Here is a 3,494-nt window from a genome sequence, read left to right as displayed (position 1 = left end):
GGGCGGTCCCGCGACGGGGAGGATCGCCACGTGACGGCCCGGCTGCGGCTTGCCGGGCGAGCCGCGGCGCTGCGGGATCGTCGGCCCGGTCGAGACGTAGGTCGAGATCTCGCTCATGCCCAGCGCCTCGTAGAGCGGCTTTCCCGTGGCTTGGGTCCAGGCGTCGAGCACGTCCCCGGGGAGCGCCTCGCCCGCGGTGCAGCCGTGGCGCAGGCTCGACAGGTCGAAGGCGGGCGGGTCGCCGTATTTGAGGATCTGGCGGTAGAGGCTCGGGACGGCGGCGAAGATCGTGGCGCGATGGCGCGCGATCAGCCGAGGCCAGACGGCCGGGTCGCGCGGGCCGTTGTAGAGCACCGCCGTCGCCCCGACCGACCACGGATCGGTGATGCCGACGCCGAGCGTATAGGTCCAGTTCATCGTGCCGGCATGCAGCATCGTGTCGGCTTCCGACAGTCCGAGCCAGTGGTCGAGCATCGGGCGCCGCCCGTACATCGTGCGGTGGGCATGCAGGACGCCCTTGGGCCGGCTCGTGGTGCCGGAGGTGTAGACCAGGGTCGCCGGGTCGTCGGCGGCTGTGTCGGCGTAGTCGGGGATCGGGTCTCCGGACTTCATCGCGGCGATCGCGGCGCCGTCGAGGAGGATGCGGTCGCCGAGGTCTGCCGGCTCGATCACGCAGCCTTCGCCGACGGCGACCGCGGCCGCGCCGGAGTTCTCCATCAGGAACGCCGCCTCGGCCGGCGTCAACTGCGGCGAGGAGGGCAGGGCGACGAGCCCGGCGGCGAGCGCAGCGAAGTAGACGAGGACGTAGTCGGCCTCGTTGCCCATCCGGATCATCACCCGGTCGCCGCGGCGCAGCCCGCGGTCGAGGAGCCCGGCCGCGATCCCGCGCACGGCCCGGTCGGCCTCGGCGAAGGTCAAGGTCTCGACCGCGTCGTCCGCGCCGACCAGGATCAGCGCGGTCTTCTCCGGCCGCGCCTCGGCGTTCACCCCGAGGCAGTAGCGCGCAGCGTTGAAGCGGGGCGGGGGATGGCGGTCGGCGGACACCATGGCGTGGCTCCCGGATGTTGGCTCATCGCGGGATGTCCACCGAACGTGCCGCCGTCAACCTGCAGTGTCGATCATGCCCGGCGCGGGGCCCGTCCGTCCTGCTCCTCGAAACCCTTCAGCACCTTGTCCAGCGTCAGCGGATAGTCGCGGATGCGGATGCCGGTGGCGTTGTAGACGGCGTTGGCCAGAGCCGCGCCGGCGCCGCAGATGCCCAGCTCGCCGAGGCCCTTGCTCTTGAGCGGGTTGGCCTTGTCGTCGACCTCGGGGAGGAACACCGCATCCATCGCCGGAATGTCGGCGTGCACCGGGACATGGTACTCGGCGAGGTCGTGGTTGACGTAGGTGGCGGTGCGTTCATCGATCACCGCATCCTCCATCAATGCTGCGCCGACGCCGAAGGTCATCCCGCCGATCGCCTGGCTTCGGGCGGTCTTCGCATTGAGGATGCGCCCGCCGGTGAAGACGCCGAGCATCCGGCGGAGCCGGATCTCGCCGGTGTCGCGATCGACGCCGACCTCGGCGAAGTGCGCGCCGAACGAGTAATGCGAGTACTTCTCCTTCAAGGCGCCGGGCTTGATCTCGCCCTCCGCCGAAACGCCGTCGGCGCCGGCGAGGTCCACGAGCGCCTCCGAGCGGTTGCCGGAGGTGACGCGCCCGTCGGCGAAGACGACGCCATCCGGGTGCAGGTCGGTCGCCGCCACGAGCTTGTCGCGCAAAGCCGTGCAGGCGACGTAGAGCGCTGAGCCGGCCGAGCCCGCCCCGAACGATCCGCCGGAGCCGGAGGCCGCCGGGTAGGCGGTGTCGCCGATCTCGACGCGGATGCGCTCGATTGGTAGGCCCATCATCTCCCCGGCGATCTGAGCGAGGATGGTGTAGGTGCCCGTCCCGATGTCGGTCATCGCCATCCGCACGGTCAGGTATCCGTCGGGGCCAAGCTTCACCGACGCCGAAGAGGGCATCAGCGGGTTGAGGCGGGCCGCCGCCGACATGCCCATGCCGACCATCCAGTTGCCGTCATGCGTCGTGCCGGCGGGCTTACGCCGGTCCCAGCCGAAGAGCTTGGCCCCTTCCCGCATGCACGGTACGAGCTGGCGCACCGTGAACGGCACCTGCTTCTCGGGGTCCTGCGTCGGCTCGTTGCGGACGCGCAACTCGATCGGATCGAGGCCGATCTGCTCGGCCAGCTCGTCCATGGCGCACTCGAAGGCCAACATGCCGACGGCCTCGCCGGGCGCGCGCATCGACGAGGCGATCGGTAGGTCGAGCTTGGCCAGGCGGTGGCGTGTGATGCGGTTCGGCGCGGCGTAGAGAGAGCGCGTGACGTTGGCCGAGGTTTCGTAGAACTCGTCGCCCTGCGCGGTGTCGGACCACGATTCGTGCGACAGAGCCGTCAGCTTGCCATCGCGATCCGAGGCCAGACGAATGCGCTGGATCGTGTCGGTGCGGTGGGTCGCGACGTGGAATTCCTGCTGCCGGGTCAGCGCGACCTTCACCGGGCGCCCGGTCGCCTTGGAGGCCAGCGCCGCCAGCGTCGCCTCCGGCATCGGCTGGAGCTTCGAGCCGAAGCCGCCGCCGATGTAGTGGCTCACCAGCCGGACGTTCTCGATCGGCAGCTTCAGCACCGAGGCCAACGACTTCTGCCCTCGGTTGAGCATCTGGTTCGCCGTATAGAGCACGACCTTGTCGCCCTCCCAGGAGGCGATGGTGGCATGCGGCTCCATCTGGGCGTGGATCTGCGTCGGGGTGGTGTACTCGACATCGAGCTTGACCGGGGCGGACGCGAACGCGCCGTCGAAGTCGCCGAGCTTCGAGTCCGGGTCGGTCTGGACCTTCTTCGGCTCGATCGCCTGCGGCAGGGCCGCCCTCAGCGATGCCTTGGGCGTCCGGACGTCGTAGGCCACCTTGACGAGCTTGGCCGCGGCACGCGCCTGCTCGAAGGTCTCGGCGACGACGAAGGCCACCGGCTGGTCGAAGAACGCGACATTCGTCCCGGTGAGCTGGGGCCAGACCTGCTCCTTCTTCTCGCCCTGCGCGGGCACGTTCTCGTGGGTCATCACATGGATGACGCCCGGCGCCTTCACGGCTGCGGTCGTGTCGATCGAGCGGATCGTGCCGGCGGCGATCGTCGCGCCGACGATGAAGCCATAGGCCGGGTTCTTCACCTCGCGGGTCTCGTAGGCGTAGGGCGCGCGCCCCATCACCTTGAGGCGGCCGTCGATGCGGTCGATCGGCCGTCCGACGAGGCCGTCGGCCTTTTCGTCGAGCGGCGTCTTGCCGACCGGCTGGTTCATCTCCATGGCGTTCATCCTGGAAGCTTGGGACGGTCAGGTCCGGGTGGCCTCGGTCACCACCGCGCGGAGCGTCCGCCGGGTCAGCGGGATCTTGAAGTCGTTGGTGCCGTAGCCGCGGGCGCCGGCGAGCACCGCGTCGGCGGCGTCGTCCGCGCT

General features: G+C 70.0%; 2 protein-coding genes and 1 pseudogene. All 3 read right to left on the bottom strand.

Going from position 1 to position 3,494, the window contains the following annotated elements; all coding sequences use genetic code 11:
• A partial coding sequence (locus tag FV222_RS20495) for an AMP-binding protein (RefSeq protein WP_147815512.1) occupies positions 1-1,047 on the bottom strand: 1,047 nt, incomplete at its 3' end.
• 71 nt (positions 1,048-1,118) lie between these two features.
• The gene (locus tag FV222_RS20490; protein WP_147815511.1) at positions 1,119-3,344 is read right to left on the bottom strand and encodes a xanthine dehydrogenase family protein molybdopterin-binding subunit; all 2,226 of its coding nucleotides are present in this window, start codon (positions 3,342-3,344) and stop codon (positions 1,119-1,121) included.
• A gap of 27 nt (positions 3,345-3,371) precedes the next feature.
• Positions 3,372-3,494: pseudogene (locus FV222_RS31380) on the bottom strand (xanthine dehydrogenase family protein subunit M); the annotation flags it as partial.

The sequence above is a fragment of the Methylobacterium sp. WL103 genome, from assembly GCF_008039885.1.
Lineage (GTDB): Bacteria > Pseudomonadota > Alphaproteobacteria > Rhizobiales > Beijerinckiaceae > Methylobacterium > Methylobacterium cerastii.
The sequence above is the reverse complement of the archived record's forward strand: the minus strand, read 5'-3'. Positions and strand labels throughout refer to the sequence as shown.

Coding starts and splice junctions, on each gene's coding strand:
- FV222_RS20490 (WP_147815511.1), bottom strand. CDS start 3,344: ATGGAGATGAACCAGCCGGTCGGCAAGACGCCGCTCGACGAAAAGGCC.